The organism is Nocardioides marinisabuli (assembly GCF_013466785.1).
GTDB classification, from domain to species: Bacteria; Actinomycetota; Actinomycetes; order Propionibacteriales; family Nocardioidaceae; genus Nocardioides; species Nocardioides marinisabuli.
This window is the reverse complement of record NZ_CP059163.1, coordinates 2601106-2616014: the sequence shown is the minus strand read 5'-3', so window position 1 is coordinate 2616014 and position 14909 is coordinate 2601106. Positions and strand designations below refer to the sequence as shown.

At 74.6% G+C, this 14909-nt stretch carries 18 protein-coding genes and 1 pseudogene; 8 read left to right on the top strand and 11 right to left on the bottom strand.

Annotated features, from left to right (window positions below; translation table 11 throughout):
* Positions 1-6: 6 nt before the first annotated feature.
* Positions 7-801: a tryptophan 2,3-dioxygenase family protein gene (locus H0S66_RS12510; protein ID WP_258016891.1), complete on the bottom strand. Its 795-nt coding sequence runs from the start codon at positions 799-801 to the stop codon at positions 7-9.
* A gap of 120 nt (positions 802-921) precedes the next feature.
* Between H0S66_RS12510 and H0S66_RS12505 the strand changes: the two genes are divergently transcribed.
* From H0S66_RS12505 to H0S66_RS12495, 3 genes are read left to right on the top strand one after another with little or no spacing between them, the layout of a single operon-like run.
* On the top strand, positions 922-1929 hold the full coding sequence (locus tag H0S66_RS12505; RefSeq protein WP_179615675.1) for a hypothetical protein: 1008 nt from the start codon (positions 922-924) through the stop codon (positions 1927-1929).
* A 27-nt stretch (positions 1930-1956) separates the two neighbouring features.
* Positions 1957-2442 carry a DUF2505 domain-containing protein gene (locus H0S66_RS12500; RefSeq protein WP_179615674.1) on the top strand — a complete coding sequence of 162 codons (486 nt, stop codon included), beginning with the start codon at positions 1957-1959 and terminating at the stop codon, positions 2440-2442.
* Positions 2442-2924, top strand: coding sequence for a DUF2505 domain-containing protein (locus H0S66_RS12495; RefSeq protein ID WP_179615673.1), 483 nt, complete (start codon positions 2442-2444; stop codon positions 2922-2924). Before H0S66_RS12500 ends, H0S66_RS12495 begins: the two co-directional genes overlap by 1 nt.
* On the opposite strand, the gene H0S66_RS12490 is transcribed toward H0S66_RS12495, so the two are convergent.
* Entirely contained in the window at positions 2909-3112 is a 204-nt protein-coding gene (locus H0S66_RS12490) for a hypothetical protein (protein ID WP_179615672.1), read from the bottom strand. The genes H0S66_RS12495 and H0S66_RS12490 overlap by 16 nt on opposite strands.
* Before the next feature lie 66 nt (positions 3113-3178).
* On the opposite strand from H0S66_RS12490, the gene H0S66_RS12485 reads away from it, so the two are divergent.
* Positions 3179-4249 (top strand): alkene reductase, encoded by a 1071-nt coding sequence (locus H0S66_RS12485; protein WP_179615671.1) that lies wholly within the window; start codon positions 3179-3181, stop codon positions 4247-4249.
* 79 nt (positions 4250-4328) lie between these two features.
* Positions 4329-4481 carry a hypothetical protein gene (locus H0S66_RS12480; RefSeq protein ID WP_179615670.1) on the top strand — a complete coding sequence of 51 codons (153 nt, stop codon included), beginning with the start codon at positions 4329-4331 and terminating at the stop codon, positions 4479-4481.
* Between the two features lie 63 nt (positions 4482-4544).
* Here H0S66_RS12480 and pruA read toward each other — a convergent pair whose 3' ends face one another.
* From pruA to H0S66_RS12465, 4 genes and pseudogenes are all read right to left on the bottom strand, one after another.
* Complete coding sequence (gene pruA, locus H0S66_RS12475) at positions 4545-5804, bottom strand: L-glutamate gamma-semialdehyde dehydrogenase (protein ID WP_258016890.1); 1260 nt, start codon at positions 5802-5804, stop codon at positions 4545-4547.
* Positions 5805-5898: 94 nt separating this feature from the next.
* Positions 5899-6183: pseudogene (locus tag H0S66_RS20510) on the bottom strand (L-glutamate gamma-semialdehyde dehydrogenase); the annotation flags it as partial.
* A gap of 9 nt (positions 6184-6192) precedes the next feature.
* Positions 6193-6534 (bottom strand): DUF6912 family protein, encoded by a 342-nt coding sequence (locus tag H0S66_RS12470; protein ID WP_179615668.1) that lies wholly within the window; start codon positions 6532-6534, stop codon positions 6193-6195.
* Positions 6534-7976, bottom strand: a complete 1443-nt coding sequence (locus tag H0S66_RS12465) for a WS/DGAT/MGAT family O-acyltransferase (RefSeq protein ID WP_179615667.1) — start codon at positions 7974-7976, stop codon at positions 6534-6536. Before H0S66_RS12465 ends, H0S66_RS12470 begins: the two co-directional genes overlap by 1 nt.
* 94 nt (positions 7977-8070) lie before the next feature.
* Between H0S66_RS12465 and H0S66_RS12460 the strand changes: the two genes are divergently transcribed.
* Both H0S66_RS12460 and H0S66_RS12455 read left to right on the top strand, forming a co-directional pair.
* Positions 8071-8457 (top strand): hypothetical protein, encoded by a 387-nt coding sequence (locus tag H0S66_RS12460; protein WP_179615666.1) that lies wholly within the window; start codon positions 8071-8073, stop codon positions 8455-8457.
* Between the two features lies 1 nt (position 8458).
* Positions 8459-9832, top strand: coding sequence for a hypothetical protein (locus tag H0S66_RS12455; protein ID WP_258016889.1), 1374 nt, complete (start codon positions 8459-8461; stop codon positions 9830-9832).
* Here H0S66_RS12455 and H0S66_RS12450 read toward each other — a convergent pair.
* The gene (locus H0S66_RS12450) at positions 9795-11144 is read right to left on the bottom strand and encodes a CpaE/TadZ family protein (RefSeq protein ID WP_179615665.1); all 1350 of its coding nucleotides are present in this window, start codon (positions 11142-11144) and stop codon (positions 9795-9797) included. The two genes, H0S66_RS12455 and H0S66_RS12450, sit on opposite strands and share 38 nt — an antisense overlap.
* Positions 11145-11176: 32 nt before the next feature.
* Positions 11177-11890, bottom strand: a complete 714-nt coding sequence (locus H0S66_RS12445; RefSeq protein WP_179615664.1) for a CpaB family protein — start codon at positions 11888-11890, stop codon at positions 11177-11179.
* A 99-nt stretch (positions 11891-11989) separates the two neighbouring features.
* On the opposite strand from H0S66_RS12445, the gene H0S66_RS12440 reads away from it, so the two are divergent.
* Positions 11990-12226 carry a helix-turn-helix domain-containing protein gene (locus H0S66_RS12440; RefSeq protein ID WP_179615663.1) on the top strand — a complete coding sequence of 79 codons (237 nt, stop codon included), beginning with the start codon at positions 11990-11992 and terminating at the stop codon, positions 12224-12226.
* Positions 12227-12336: 110 nt separating this feature from the next.
* Here the strand turns inward: H0S66_RS12440 and H0S66_RS12435 are convergent, their stop codons facing one another.
* The 3 genes from H0S66_RS12435 to sigE all read right to left on the bottom strand — a co-directional run bounded on the left by H0S66_RS12435 (position 12337) and on the right by sigE (position 14785).
* Positions 12337-13602, bottom strand: a complete 1266-nt coding sequence (locus H0S66_RS12435) for a S1C family serine protease (RefSeq protein ID WP_179615662.1) — start codon at positions 13600-13602, stop codon at positions 12337-12339.
* A 116-nt stretch (positions 13603-13718) separates the two neighbouring features.
* Entirely contained in the window at positions 13719-14165 is a 447-nt protein-coding gene (locus H0S66_RS12430; RefSeq protein WP_180923608.1) for an anti-sigma factor family protein, read from the bottom strand.
* Positions 14162-14785 carry an RNA polymerase sigma factor SigE gene (sigE, locus tag H0S66_RS12425; protein WP_179615660.1) on the bottom strand — a complete coding sequence of 208 codons (624 nt, stop codon included), beginning with the start codon at positions 14783-14785 and terminating at the stop codon, positions 14162-14164. The genes H0S66_RS12430 and sigE overlap by 4 nt, the downstream gene beginning before the upstream one ends.
* Positions 14786-14909 lie beyond the last annotated feature (124 nt).

Below are 14909 nucleotides of genomic sequence, written 5' to 3'. Positions count from 1 at the left end.
GGGGGCTCAGAGCTGCGAGCGCAGCTCCCACAGCAGCGGGTAGTACTGCAGCGGCAGCCGCGAGCGCAGGTACGTCGACCCGCTGGACCCGCCGGTGCCCGACTTCGCCCCGATCATCCGCTCCACCATCACCACGTGCCGCGCCCGCCACGACGCGGCCAGCTCGTCGTGCTGCAGCAGCGCCTCGGCCAGCGCCCACAGCGCGGCGTGGGAGTCGCGGTCGTGCGCCACCGTGTGCAGCGCCCGCGCCACCTGCTCGTCGTCGCCGACGTCGAAGCCGGCGCCGCCCAGGGCGGTGACGAAGGCGTCCCACAGGGTCGGCTCCTCGAGCCGGCGGCGCAGCCGCTCCTGCTCGTCGTCGCTGAGCCCGCGGAAGCGGTCGAGGTAGCCGGGGTCCTTGGCGCCGGAGAGGAACTCCAGCTCGCGGAACTGCACCGACTGGAAGCCGCTGGCCGGCGCGAGCCGCTGGCGGAACTCCAGGAAGTCCTGGGGGGTCATCGTCTCCAGCACGTCGACCTGCTGGACCAGGGTGCGCTCGATGACGTGGACGCGCGCCAGCAGGTGCTGGGCCCACCACAGCCGGTCCCGACCCGTGCCGGGCGGCGAGAGCAGGGCGTCGCGGGCGGCGGTGACCTCGTGCAGCAGCTGCTTGAACCACAGCTCGTAGACCTGGTGGATCGTGATGAACAGCAGCTCGTCGTGCGCCGGCGGGTCGGACTCGAGGTGCTGGCTGTCGAGGAGCTGGGGCAGGCGCAGGTAGGACCCGTAGGTCAGCTGCGCCCCCTGCTCACCGAAGGACACGAACGTCTCGTCGCCCCGCGTCGCCGCACCCTGACCTGGCTGACCACTCATGGCCCCAACCTCGCACAGCGTCACGGCGAGGTCTTGGTGGAGGGTCGGCGCGCCGCCTAGGGTCCCGCGGTGCGCTCCTCCCACCTCCGTCGTCCCCACCGTCGTCCCGGCCGCCGTCCCACCGCCCTGCTCAGCACCCTGTCGGCCGGGGTGCTCGTCGCCGGGCTGGGCGGGTGCGCCGGCTCCGGCACCACCAGCTCGGCAGGCTCCACGGAGACGCCCAGCCCGACGTCCAGCCCCACCTCGAGCCCGACGTCCGGCCCCACCTCCACCCCGACCCCGGAGGCCCTCGCCGTCGGCGACCTCGCCAAGGACCCGGCGGCCCGCAAGGCCGTCGCCCGGGCGGTCCGGGCGCTGCTCACCGCCGGCACCGGGACCTTCACCGTGCGCGCCGACCTCGCCCCCGTGGCGAGCACCCGCGAGGAGGGCAGCTACGACATCGGCGGCCAGGCCTGGGCAGCGACCCGCACGTTCGACGTCGACGGCCAGGACCTGACCGCCGAGATGCTCACGGTCGACGCCACGAGCTGGATGCGCATGGACGCCCCCGGCTGGGGCTGCTGGGTGGGCGCGGGCGCCCTCCAGGCCACGATCGGCGTCCAGGGCGCGGGGGCACCGCACCCGGCGCCGGTGATCGCGGCGTCGTACCTGGTGGGTCGCGAGCAGGTCGGCCCCGGGACCTTCCTGGCCACCGCCGACCTCGTGACGCTGGTCCAGCTGCTGAGCAGCAAGTCCCTGGTGACCGGCGAGCTGGACCCCGAGAGCGACATCCCCGTGCCCGCGACCGTCACGCTCTCCGACGGGGTGCTGGAGAGCATCTCCGTCCGGGTGCGCGACCTGCTGCCGGCCCTGGAGGGGGCCGGGGTCGCTGCCGAGGCGCTGGCGGACCTGCGCGAGCTGCGGCGCTCCGGCGGGGAGGCGGCCCGGACCGCCGAGGAGGTGCTCGACGGCTCGCTCGAGGCCCGCTTCGCCGACGTGGGCGCGCCGGTCTCCATCACCGCGCCCGGCCCCGGGGAGGTGCTGGAGGAGGTCGACGAGGCGACCTTCGAGCAGGACCTGCGCTCCTGCCCCGCGTAGCGACATACCCACGGCATGATGGCGCCCATGAAGTTCACCCACGAGCTCACCTACGACGCCTCCCCCGCCGACGTCTACGCCATGCTGAGCGACCCCGCCTTCCGCGAGAAGGTGTGCGCCGCCCAGCGGGTCGTCTCCGCCGAGGTCACCCTGACCCCTCGGGGCGCCGACGGCTTCAGCCTGGTGGTCGACCAGGTGCAGGACACCAGCGACCTGCCCTCGATCGCCCGCAAGATCACCGGTGACACCACGCAGGCCGTGGTGGAGGAGGAGTGGACGAGCCCCTCGGGCGGCACCGTCACGATCCTCTCCCCCGGCAAGCCGACCTCGATCGGCGGCACCGTGGCCCTCGAGGCCGACGGCAGCGGCACCCGCGAGGTGGTCACGCTCGACGCCAAGGTGAAGGTCCCCCTGGTGGGCGGCAAGCTCGAGTCGATGCTCGCCGAGCAGATCAGGAAGAACCTCGACGTCGAGCAGGGCGTCGGCACCGCCTGGCTGGCGGGTGAGCGCTGATGTCGAAGCGCCTGGTCGAGGAGCTGGCGTACGACGCCCCCCTCGCCGCGGTCGCGGCGATGCTGGCCGACCCGGCGTTCCGCGAGGAGGTCTGCGAGCGGCAGCGGGTGCTGCGCCACGACGTGCGCGTGGACTCCTCCGGCGACGTGCTCGAGGTGCGCGTCGAGCAGGTCCAGGACGCCGCCGGCGTGCCGTCGTTCGCCAAGAAGCTGATCGGTGACGAGATCACGATCGTGCAGGAGGAGCGCTGGACCGGCCCCGAGGCGGGCGAGGTGACGATGACGATCCCCGGCAAGCCCGGCGACATGCGCGGCACGATCACGCTGGTGGAGCGCGACGGCGTGACCACCGAGACCGTCGACCTGACCGTCAAGGTCTCGATCCCGCTGGTCGGCGGGAAGGTCGAGGGCCTGGTGACCGAGATGCTGCGCAAGGCGCTGCGGGTGGAGCACAAGGTGGGGCGCGACTACCTGTCGCGCTGAACCGGGTCCTCGGGCAGCTCGACCGGGCCGTGCCCGTCGTCGTGCTCGTCCTGCTCGTGGCGCGAGCGCCACCAGACCACCACGCCGAGCACCACGAACGGCCCGAAGGCCAGTGCCAGAGTCAGTGCGCGCTCCACGGGGTGCAGGGCACCGAGGTGGAGGGCCACCAGGTGGATCTGGGTCGTCATCGTGACCATTGTCGCTCACCCCTGGGTGGCGGAATGCGGCAGGCACCCCGGCCGGTTGGGACAGACATGCCTTCCCTCTTCGAGCCCCTGACCGCCGGCGCCCTGACGATGCCCAACCGCCTCGTGATGGCGCCGCTGACCCGCAACCGCGCCACCGGCACGGTGCCCGGCGACCTGCAGGTCGAGTACTACGCCCAGCGCGCCTCCGCCGGGCTGATCATCACCGAGGGCAGCCAGCCCACCGCCGAGGGCCAGGGCTACCCGAACACCCCCGGCTTCCACTCCCCCGAGCAGCTCGCCGGCTGGCGCCGCGTGGCCGACGCCGTGCACGAGCGCGGCGGACGGATCGTCGCCCAGCTGATGCACGCCGGGCGCATCGCCCACCCCGACAACACCGGCGGCCAGGAGGTCGTGGCCCCCTCGGCCATCGCCGCCCCCGGCGAGATGTTCACCGCCACGGGCGCCAAGCCGCACCCGACCCCGCGGGCGCTGACCACCGACGAGATCCCCGACGTCGTCCAGGGCATCGCCCGGGCGGCCCGCAACGCCGTCGAGGCCGGGCTGGACGGCGTCGAGGTGCACGCCGCCAACGGCTACCTCATCCACCAGTTCCTGGCCCCGGGCTCCAACACCCGCGACGACCGGTACGGCGGCTCCCCCGAGAACCGCGCCCGCTTCGCCGTCGAGGTGACCCGGGCCGTGGCCGAGGCCGTCGGCCCCGAGCGGGTCGGCATCCGGATCAGCCCCGCGCACAACATCCAGGGCGCCACCGAGGAGGACGCCGCCGACGTGCAGGCGACCTACACCCACCTCGTCGAGCAGCTCGCGCCGCTCGGCCTGGCCTACCTCAGCATCCTGGCCGACCCCCGCCTCGACCTGGTGCAGGACCTCCGCTCGACCTTCGGTGGCGTCGTGCTCGCCAACGACGGCTTCGGCGAGGTCACCACCGCCGAGTCGGCCCAGGAGATCCTCGACAAGGACCTCGCCGACGCGGTCGCGGTCGGGCGGCTCTTCATCGCCAACCCCGACCTGCCGCGCCGCTGGGCCGAGGGTGCCGGGCTCAACGAGCCCGACGCCGCCACCTTCTACGGCGGGGGCGCCGAGGGCTACACCGACTACCCCGCGCTCGAGGCGTGACCTGACGCCGCACCGTTCGTTCACCGGGGCAAGGCCGGGTCGCTCGGGTCCGGCCACGTCTCGGAAAGGTGGTACCGACATGGCCAAGCGCCTCGTCGCCGTCCTCGCCCTCTCGTTCGGTCTCTCGCTGGTCGCCGCAACCGCTCCGGCCTCGGCCGCGAGCATCTGCATCGACTACGACATCTCGATCAACGGCCAGGGCCAGGCCGGCAGCCAGTGCCTGCCCGGCTGATCCACTCGTGACGCACGAGCGCCCCGCCCGGTCTCCCGGGCGGGGCGCTCGTCGTCGTGGGCCTCAGCCCATGTAGGGGTAGCGGTAGTCGGTCGGCGGCACGAACGTCTCCTTGATGGAGCGCGGGCTGGTCCAGCGCAGCAGGTTGACCGCGGCACCGGCCTTGTCGTTGGTGCCCGAGGCGCGACCGCCGCCGAAGGGCTGCTGGCCCACCACGGCACCGGTCGGCTTGTCGTTGATGTAGAAGTTGCCGGCCGCGAAGCGCAGCGCCTCACGGGCCCACGCGACCGCGGCCCGGTCCTGGCTGATGATCGCGCCGGTCAGCGCGTACGGCGCGAACGACTCCATCTGCTCCACGACCGACTCGAAGGCCCCGTCCTGGCTGTCGTCGTAGACGTGCACGGCCAGGATCGGGCCGAAGTACTCGGTCGCGAACATCTCGTCGTCGGGCTGGTCGGAGACCACGACGGTGGGCCGCACGAACCAGCCCACGGAGTCGTCGGTCTGGCCGCCCGCGACGACCTCGAGGCCCGGGGTCGACTGCGCCCGCTCGATGGCGGCGACGTGCTTGGCGAACGCGCGCTCGTCGATGACGGCGCCCATGAAGTTCGACAGGTCGGTGGGGTCGCCGACCTTGATGGCCTCGACCTCCTCGACCAGGTCGTCCTTGATCCGGGCCCACACCGAGGCCGGCACGTAGGCGCGCGAGGCCGCCGAGCACTTCTGGCCCTGGAACTCGAAGGCGCCGCGGACCATGGCGGTGCGCAGCACGGCGGGGTCGGCGGAGGGGTGGGCGACGATGAAGTCCTTGCCGCCGGTCTCACCGACGATGCGCGGGTAGGAGCGGTAGCCGGTGATGTTCTCGCCGACCGTGCGCCACAGGTGCTGGAAGGTCGGCGTGGAGCCGGTGAAGTGGATGCCGGCCAGGTCGCGGTGGGTCAGCGCCACCTCGGAGACCTCCAGGCCGTCGCCGGGCAGCATGTTGATGACGCCCGGCGGCATCCCGGCCTCCTCGAGCAGCTCCATGATCAGCGAGGCCGAGAGCTGCTGGGTGGGGCTGGGCTTCCACAGCACCACGTTGCCCATCAGGGCCGGGGCGGTGGGCAGGTTGCCGGCGATCGCGGTGAAGTTGAAGGGGGTGATCGCGTAGACGAAGCCCTCGAGCGGGCGGTGGTCGGTGCGGTTCCAGATGCCGGGGCTGTTGGCGATCGGCTGGTCGGTCAGGATCTGCTTGGCGTAGTGGACGTTGAAGCGCCAGAAGTCGATGAGCTCGCAGGCCGAGTCGATCTCGGCCTGGAAGGCGGTCTTCGACTGGCCCAGCACGGTCGCGGCGTTGAGCCGCTGGCGCCCACGGGCCGGCCAGCAGGTCGGCGGCCTTGAGGATGATCGCGCAGCGGTCGTCGAAGGACATCGCACGCCAGGCCGGCGCAGCCGCGAGGGCGGCGTCGATGGCGTCCTGCGCGTCGGCGCGGGTCGAGTTGTGGGTGGTGCCCAGCACGTGCTGGTGGTCGTGGGGCTGCACGACGTCGATGGCCGCGCCGCCGCCCTGGCGCCACTGGCCACCGATGTAGGCGGGCAGCTCGCGGGGCTCCTTCTCGAGCACCGCGATCTGGTCGAGCAGCGCCTCGCGCTCCGCGGAGCCGGGGGCGTAGTGGAGGTTCGGCTCGTTGACGGGAGCCGGCGGGAAGGAGATGGCGTCCATGGCCCGACCCTAGGCGCCCGGGGCCCCCTGGACCAGTTGACCGATCTCCTGGGTCGCGAACCACGCCAGGTCGTCGTCGGGGGCGGCGCCCTCCTCGGTGTCGACGTGCACCGCGGCCACCTCGCGCACCGTGACCGGGTCGCCGCGGCGGGCCACCTCGGCCACGACCACGACCCGGCGCCGGCCGGCGCCGACGATGCCGGCGGAGGCCTCGGCGGCCTCGAGCAGCGCGGCGTACTCGGCGTCCTCGCTGTCGTCGTCGGCCTCGACGGCGGTGTCGGTGGTGAGGGGTTCGCCGGCGTGCAGGCGCGCCAGCAGCTCCAGGCTCGAGGGCAGGTAGAGGCGGGTCATCAGCGCTTCACGCTCTTCTTGCGGCGACCGCGCGGCGCGCGCGGGCGGACCCCGGAGACGGTGTCGAGCAGCTCGTCGAGGGCCTCGGCCAGGCACTGGCCCAGCACGTCGGCGTCGGGCACCTTGTCGCGGTCGGCGGTGATGCCGTAGGAGACCTGCCCGTCGTACGACGTCACGCCGATGGCGAGCAGGTGGCCGGGCAGCAGCGGCGGGACCGGGTAGGTCTCGACCATCCGCGCCCCGGCGGCGTAGAGCGGCGACTGCGGGCCCGGCACGTTGGTGACGATCAGCTGGGCGCCGCGCCCGGCCTCCCAGGCCGCGACGCGTGACCCGATGGCGTGGAAGGTGCTCGGGGCGAAGCCGGCGATGCCGGCGAGGCGGTTGGCGGCCACGCCCCGGCCGGTCTCGGCGTGGCTCTGGAAGGAGTAGGAGACCTGGTGCAGCCGCACCACGGCGCTGGGCTCGCCCACCGGCAGGTCGACCACGTGGGCGGCGATCTGGCTGCCCAGGGAGGTCGCCTCCAGCTCGCTGTCGATGACCGAGACCGGCACGACCGCCCGCACGCGCCGCAGCCCGGCCATCGACTCCGACCGGGTCATCAGCCAGGCCCGCAGCCCGCCGGAGACCGTGGCGAGCACCACGTCGTTGACGGTGCCGCCGTGCCCGTCGCGGATGCGCTGGTGGTCGGCCAGGGTGGTGTGCACCGACACCACGCGACGCTGCTGGGAGTGCCGGCCGCTGATCGGGGTCTCCCGCTCGCCGCCGCGGCCGGTGAGCGCGCCGAGCACCTGGCCGGCGCGCTCGCCGGCGGCGTCGGCGCCGCGCACCAGCGCGGCGGAGGTGCTGCGCAGCGTCTGGCCCAGCACGTCGGGGCGGGTCAGGTTGTCACGCACGGCACCGGCCACCAGGCTCGGCACCGAGGGCCGCTTCCAGGCGTCCCAGTCGTCGCCGCCGAGCAGCTTGGGCTCGGGCGACGTGTCGAGCAGCACCTGGGCCAGGTCGACGGTGTCGACCCCGTCGACCAGGGCCTGGTGGGCCTTGTAGAGCAGCGCGACCCGGCCGTCGGCCAGACCCTCGACGACGTACACCTCCCACAGCGGCTTCGAGCGGTCGAGCGGCCGCGAGACGATGCGGGCCACCAGCTCGCGCAGCTGCTCGGGGGTGCCGGGGCGCGGTAGCGCCGAGCGGCGCACGTGGTAGCCCAGGTCGAAGTCGGGGTCGTCGATCCAGACCGGGTTGGCCAGCCGCCCCGGGACCGCCTGCAGCCGCTGGCGGTAGCGCGGCACGAAGGAGATGCGGTCCTCGATGAGCGCGAGCAGCTGCTCGTGGTCGAAGCCGGACGCACCGGGCTCGAAGACCTCCACGGTGGCGTTGTGACGCGGCGTCGAGGGTGTCTCCTCGGCCAGGAAGGCCAGGTCGCGCGCCTGCACCCGGGTGGTCATCTGGTGGGGCCCCTCTCGCCGTCGCCCTTGTCGTGCATGGGATTCTGTCAGAGACGACCCCCCGCGGCCGACCGGCCACGACAGGAAGAGCCTCATGCACCGCGTCCCGACCCGTCCCTCGTCCCGCGGCCTGGCCGCCCTGGCCGCCCTCGTGCTGCCCCTGGCGCTGGTCGCCTGCGGCTCCGAGGAGCCCGACAGCGGCGCCGACGGCGCCCAGGAGCCCGTCGCCATCGAGATCACCGTCGAGGACGGGGCGATCACCCCCAAGGGCGACCGGATCGAGGTCGGGGTCGGCGACGAGGTCGTCTTCACCGTCACCTCCGACGTCGCCGGCTCGGTGCACGTGCACTCGACCCCCGAGGTCACCTTCGACTACACCGAGGGCACCACCGAGGAGACGCTGACCTTCGAGCGTCCCGGTGTCGTCGAGGTCGAGGCGCACGACCCCGACCAGCTGATCGTCCAGCTCGAAGTCTCCTGACGTGGGGCTGAGGCTGGACGACGCGGCGCGCACGGTCGAGGCGCACGGCATCGGCGGGGCCAAGGACCTGCCGATCTCGCCGGAGCTGGCCATCGCCGGCGCCGTCGCGGCGCTGACCATCTCCTTCACCGTCCTGGCCCTGGCCTGGCGCACCCCGCGCTACGCCTCCCAGGACGTGCCGCCGCGCGGGGGCCACCTGCTGCCCGACGCGCTGCAGGACGTCCTCGACTCGGCGCTCTGGCGTGGCGCGCTGCGGGTCGTCGGCCTGCTGTTCTTCGGCTGGGCCGCGCTGGCCGCGGTCGCGGGCCAGGACCTGCTGACCAACCCGTTCTTCGGGATGTTCTACGTGTGGCTGTGGGTCGGCCTCGTGCCGGCCTCCCTGCTGCTGGGCCCGGTCTGGAAGGCCGTCAGCCCGGTGCGCACCTTCCACCTGCTGCTGGCCAAGGTCTCGGGCTCCGACCCCGCCCGCGGCGTGCTGGCCTACCCGGCCCGCCTCGGCTACTGGCCGGCCGCGCTGGGCCTGTTCGCGTTCGTCTGGCTCGAGCTGGTCTACCCCTACTCCACCGAGCTGGGCCCGGTGCGCCTGTGGGCGTCGGTGTACGTCGCGGTGATGCTCCTGGGCGGTGCGCTCTTCGGCGACACCTGGTTCGAGCGGGCCGACCCCTTCGAGGTCTACTCCTCGCTGGTCGCCAAGCTGTCGGTGTGGGGCGAGCGCGACGGGCGGGTCGCGGTCCGCTCGCCGCTGGCCAACCTGGCCACCACCGAGGTGCGCCCCGGGCTGGTGGCGGTGGTCGCGGTGCTCTTCGGCAGCACCGGCTTCGACTCCTTCCGCGAGTCGCCGACCTGGGTGCGGTTCCTGCTCAACACCGACGCGATCGCCAGCCGCGACTGGGCGGCCACCGTGGCCGACAACATCGCGCTGCTCGTCTTCTGCGGCGGGGTCGGGCTGCTCTTCGCCCTGGGCACCATGCTGACCGGGGTCGGCCACGGCCAGCGGCGCCGGCACCTGCCCTCGCAGTTCGCGCACACGATGATCCCGATCATCGTCGGCTACATCGCCGCGCACTACCTGTCGTACTGGCTCGAGGTCGGCCAGGACACCCTGATCAAGGCCAGCGACCCGATGAGCACCGGCGCCGACCACCTCGGCACCGGCGACTGGAGCGTCAACTACTGGCTCTCCTACCACCCCACGCTGCTGGCCAACCTGAAGGTGCTGGGGGTCGTGCTGGGTCACGTGGTCGCGGTGGTGGCCGCCCACGACCGGGCGATCTCGCTGCTGCCCAAGCGCCACCAGCTCACCGGCCAGCTGCCGCTGCTGCTGCTGATGGTCGGCTTCACCGCCGGCGGGCTCTTCCTCCTCTTCGCTGCCTGAGCCCGGCGGGCGCCGCGGCCGGCGCCGCCCCGACCAGGGCGTCGGCCAGCTCGGCGACCGCGCGGGTCAGCGGCGACTCGCCGCTCTCCAGCAGGGTGCGCCCGGCCACCAGGGCCCGGTCGACACCGGCACGGTCCTCGGGCAGGAAGTGCAGCGAGGCGGGGGCCACGAAGCCGTGCACCATCGAGGCGACCTCCTCGCGGGTCCAGCCCAGGGTGGGTCGCATCTGGTTGACCGCCACCCGCACCGGGGTGCCCGGCCAGCGCTCCCCCAGCTCGACCAGCCCCCGGGCCAGCCGCGAGAGCCCCACCGGGTCGGCGGTGCCCACCACCAGCACCTCGTCGGCGACGTCGAGCGCACCCAGGGTCAGCGCGTTGCGGCCGGGCCGGCCGCCCAGGTCGGCGGCCGGGTCGTCCTCCAGCGAGGCGCCGGTGTCGACCACCACGTGGCCCTGCTCGCGGCCCAGCTCGAGCAGGAGCTCCAGCGAGCCGGCGCGCACCTCGCTCCACCGGTCCGAGCGCGGCAGCCCGGTCACCACCCGCAGGTGCGGCCCGAGGGCCCGCTGCACCGAGGCCAGCCGCTCCTCCAGCACGCCGGCCGTGGCCAGCCGGGCCGCGGCCAGCAGCCCCGAGACCTCGTCAAGCACACCGAGCTGCTGGGCGGTGCTGCCGGCCTGCGGGTCGGCGTCGACCAGCATCGTCGTGCTGCGGCGGCGGGCCAGCTCGGAGGCCAGCGCCACGGCGACGGTGCTGCGACCGGGAGCCCCGGCCGGGCCCCACACGGCCAGCACCCGCCCGGGTGCGGGAGCCCCGTCGGCGTCCTGGCTCCCCTCGGCGTCGAGGGGGGCCAGCACCCGCGGCGGTCCGCTCGGCGGGCCCGGGGGCGGCGGGGCGCCCGGCCCGCCGGCGTACGCCGCCCGGTCGGCCACGCGGGTCGGCTCCGGGCTCGCCTCGGGCGCGGTGACCGCGTCGGCGACCGTGTCGACGCGTCCCTCGGGCACCAGCGTGCGCACCCCGATGCGCGAGGCCCGCAGCCTGGCGGTGTCGGGGGCCACCGAGGCGGGCACCACCGCGACCGGGCGCACCCGGTAGCGGCGCAGCAGGTCGACGGCCGCGGCGTCGAGGCCGTGCGCGTCGAGCCCGAGCACCGCCGCGTCGGCCTGCCCGGCCGACGCGGCGGCCAGCAGGTCGTCGACGTCGACGCAGCGCTTGAGCAGCACCACGCCGCTGCGGGCGTTGAGCGCCTCCACGGCCGTGGACTCCCAGGCCGCGCCGGCGGCGGCCACCAGCACGACGACCGGCTCGGACCCCACCCCCGGCCCCACCCCCGGGCCGGCCGCTGGGCTCACTGCTGGGCCCGCGAGACGAGGACCGTGGGCTCGCCGAGCCGGCCGAGCAGCGCGACGTAGGCGTCGGCGTCGTCCTCGGGCACCGCGACCACGACCCGTCGCTGCCCCGAGGAGCCGAAGCCGCCGTCGGGTGTGCTGGCGTCGACGACGGTCACGTCGGCGAGCACCGGCCCGGGGTCGAGCTCGACCTTGCGCCCGTCGGCGTCGCGACCGGTGGCCAGCAGGTAGACGTCGACGGTCATCCCGGCACCGAGGTCGGGCAGGCGCTCGGGGTCGACCGAGAGCGGCAGCTCGACGCGCCCGGAGTCCTGCGCCGAGCCGAGCGCGGCCGCGGGCACCAGCTCGCCGGCCGCCACCGGCCGCAGCAGCGTCGCGTCGGCGGGCAGCTCGTCGTCGGCGCCGAGGTAGCCCTCCAGGGCCAGCGCGTCGTCGAAGCGCACCCGCTGGGCGACCAGGTCGTCGGGCTCCAGGCGCTGACCCACCCCCAGGTCGCTGCCCGCCGACCACACGGTCACCATGTCGTCGGCGGCCGCGAGCAGGCGGGCACCGAGCACCACCGAGGCCGCGACCAGCGCGACGCCGACCCACAGCCGCGGGTCGCGCCACCCGGGGCGCCCGGCCCGTACGGCGCTGGGGACGGCGCCGGGGGTCGCGCCGGGGACGGCGCCGGCGGCGGTCGGCGCGCTGCTGGTCTGCTGGTCGGTCGTCACGGCGGGCATCATGCCCACTCGGGCGCGCTCTCTCACCTGCTTCTCCACAGCCCGGGGTGGGCTGCGCCGTCGCGGGCCGCCAGGTGGGAGCATGGCCCCATGCCCGGCACGCCCCGCTTCCTGACCCTGGCCGACGTCGCGGAGGTCCTCAACACCTCCAGCGCCCAGGTCTACGCGCTGGTGCGCCGCGGCGACCTGCCCGCCATCAAGATCGGCGGTCGCGGGCAGTGGCGGGTGGAGTCGGCGCAGCTCGAGCAGTTCATCGAGCGGATGTACGCCGAGACCCGCACCTTCGTCGACGAGCACCCCTACGTCGAGGCCGAGCGCCCCGAGTAGCCCTCCGGGAGTTTCATCGGGTGCCCGATGGAACTGGCGCTGCCTGGCTGAACCTTCAGCCGGGTGGCGCGAGCTCTGTCGGGCACCCGATGAAATCCCGGGTGGCGCCCTCAGCCCACCTCAGCGCGCAGCGTGATCGCGACGGTCTCGCGCACGCCCTTGCGCAGCACCGTGAACTCGATCGTCTCGCCGGGCTGGTGGGAGCGGATCGAGACGATCAGCGCGATCCCGTCGGTGACCCGGTCGCCCTCGACCTCGACCACCAGGTCGCCCTCCTGCAGGCCCGCCTCCTCGGCGGCGCTGCCGCCGACGACCTCCTCGATGCGCGCGCCACGCCCGTCCTCGCGGCCGGTCCGCACCTGGGCGCCGATCACGGGGTAGCGCGCCTCGCCGATCTTGAGGATCTGGTCGGCGGTGACCTTGACCTGCTCGATCGGGATGGCGAAGCCGACGCCGATGTTGCCCGAGCTGCCGCCGCCGAAGCCGCCCCCGCCGGTGGTGGCGATGGCGGAGTTCACCCCGACCACCTGCCCGACGAGGTTGACCAGCGGGCCGCCGGAGTTGCCGGGGTTGATGGCGGCGTCGGTCTGCACCGCGTTGATGTACGAGGACTCGTTGGCCGAGTCGCCGGTGGTGACCGGGCGCTGGAGGGCGCTGACGATGCCGGAGGTGACCGTCGAGCTCAGCCCCAGCGGGGAGCCGATCGCCACGACCGTCTCGCCCACGCGCAGCGCGGCGGAGGCGCCCAGCGCGGCCGGGTCGGTGCCCTCGAGGTCGGGGACCTCGAGGACGGCCAGGTCGTAGACCGGGCTGCGGCCCACCACGCTGGCGGCGTAGCGCGCGCCCTCCTGGTCGACCACCTGGATGCGGCCGCCGTCGGCGGCGTCGGCCACCACGTGGTTGTTGGTGATGACGTGGCCCTGGCGGTCGAGGATGAAGCCCGACCCGGTCGCCCCCTGGTCGTCGCCGCCGAGCTCGGCGACGATCTGCACGGTCGCCGGCAGCAGCGCCTCGGCGACCGCCGCGACCGTGCCGTCCTCGGCGCGCAGCGGCGCCTGGGTGATGGTGTCGACCCCGGCCAGGCCCTCGCTGACCGGGCCGAGCCCGTTGCGCTCGACCGCGGTCACCAGCGCCCCGCCGACCGCGCCCCCGAGCAGGCCGACCACCAGCGCCACGACCATCACGACCGGCCACACCCAGCCGCTCACCCGGGCCCGCGGGGCGGGCCGGGCCGGCGGCACCTGCTGGCCGAGGCCGGCGTACGGCGCACCCGCCCACGGTCCCGGCTGCGGCGGCAACCAGGCCCCGTGCTGCGGGGGTGCCGGCTGCGCGGGCTGCTGCGCGGTGTCCTGCGCGGTCTGCTCCTCGTCGCTCACCGGCCCATCATCCCCCGGGGGTCCTGAGCCCCGCCCCACCCGGGCACCGGATGCCCTGGATCAGGGACCGACGACCCCACGCACCGGCACCACGCCTGGGCCGTAGGAGGGCACCGTCACCGACGTGACCGGCACCTGCCGGTCGGCCGTCGGGGCGTCGGCGGGCGCGGCGCCCAGCGCCAGCAGCCCCAGCACCGCGACGCCGGCGGCGCTGCCGACGGTTGCCACCACCCCGCCCGCGCGGCGGGCGCGGCCGGTGGGCCGATCGCCCAGCGCCAGGTAGACCTCGCCCGGGTGAGCGCAGGGGCGGACGCCGGGCCGGGGCCGGCGGCGGGGAAGCCCGGCGCCAGGCCGCTCTTCAGCGCACCCTTGAGGTGGTCGGGGGCACCGGCGCAGGGCGCCGCACCCAGGCCGCCGAGGCGGGTCTTGACCGCGCCCAGCCGCTCGACCAGGTCGCGGCACTGGTGGCAGCCGTGCACGTGCTCCCACAGCCGGTCGGCCTCGTCGGGGCCCAGGCGCCCGTCGAGCAGGGCGCTGGCGCGGGTGCCGAGGTGACCGATCACCGGGCGCCCCCCACGGACCCACCCAGGGTGGTGGCGCCCGAGGTGTCCCGCCCGACCTCGAGCCCCGGCCCGGCGAAGCGCAGCCGGCCGTTGCCGGGGGCCCGGTGGGCCAGCGCGGTGCGCAGCATGGCGCGGCCGCGGTGGATGCGGCTGCGCACGGTGCCGAGCTTGGCGTCGAGGATCTGCGCGATCTCCTCGTAGCTGAGCCCCTCGACGTCGCAGAGCACCACCGCGGCGCGGAAGTCGGGCGGCAGCGTGGCCAGGGCGCGCTCGACGTCGTCGTCGAAGCGCTGGTCGGCGTACGCCGCCTCGGGGGCCGGCGAGCTGCTGGTCAGCCGGGCGGCGCGCTCGTCGGAGAGCGCGTCGAAGCGGATCCGCTGCTTGCGGCGGGCCTGGTCGAGGAAGAGGTTGGTGGTGATGCGGTGCAGCCAGCCCTCGAAGGTGCCCGGGGAGTAGGAGTCCAGGGAGCGGAAGACCCGCACGAAGACCTCCTGGGTGAGGTCCTCGGCGTCGTGCCGGTCGCCGGTCAGGCGGTAGGCCAGGCGGTAGACCCGGTCGGAGTGGTCCTCGACGATCTGCGCCCAGGTCAGGGCGCCGTCGGGGTGCTCGGGACTGGTCATCGCGGTCTCCTGCTGGTGGCGCCGGGTGCGCACGGTGTGTGGTCCTCCACGCTAGGGCTCCTTGCTGAGGGGAGCCTGTGAACGTCGTCGCCCCCTCCAACGAGCGGCCCGGCAGCGGGGTTCC